The 444-nt window shown below is 43.9% G+C and carries 1 tRNA gene and 1 rRNA gene; both read left to right on the top strand.

Annotated features, from left to right (window positions below):
- Positions 1-105 (top strand): 16S ribosomal RNA (locus HPT30_RS00730); the annotation flags it as partial.
- A 100-nt stretch (positions 106-205) separates the two neighbouring features.
- Positions 206-281 (top strand) — tRNA-Ala (locus HPT30_RS00725).
- Positions 282-444 lie beyond the last annotated feature (163 nt).

Here is a 444-nt window from a genome sequence, read left to right as displayed (position 1 = left end):
TGGGGTAACCCGCAAGGGAGCCAGCCGCCGAAGGTGGGGTAGATGATTGGGGTGAAGTCGTAACAAGGTAGCCGTATCGGAAGGTGCGGCTGGATCACCTCCTTTCTATGGAGAATCGTTTTCTGCAACGGAAACATTCAAATCGGAAGTATTACTTCCAAAACTATAAACGTGTATCCATTTGTTCAGTTTTGATGGAATTTGAGGGGCCATAGCTCAGCTGGGAGAGCGCCTGCCTTGCAAGCAGGAGGTCAGCGGTTCGATCCCGCTTGGCTCCACCATAACTTCATCTATTTGTTATGTCTTACAATGTAATATTGTCTAGAAACTTGATCCTTGAAAACTGGATACCGAAACGAATTTGCGTTTTAGAACATCTTTTAGCTGAAACTTGTGTAAGCAAGTTGAAATAGTTATTAGTTGATACGATTATGTTCTGAAAGA

The sequence above is a fragment of the Paenibacillus agri genome (assembly GCF_013359945.1).
In the GTDB taxonomy this organism is placed as follows: Bacteria; Bacillota; Bacilli; order Paenibacillales; family Paenibacillaceae; genus Paenibacillus_AQ; species Paenibacillus_AQ agri.
This window is presented reverse-complemented; position numbering and strand designations above follow the sequence as displayed.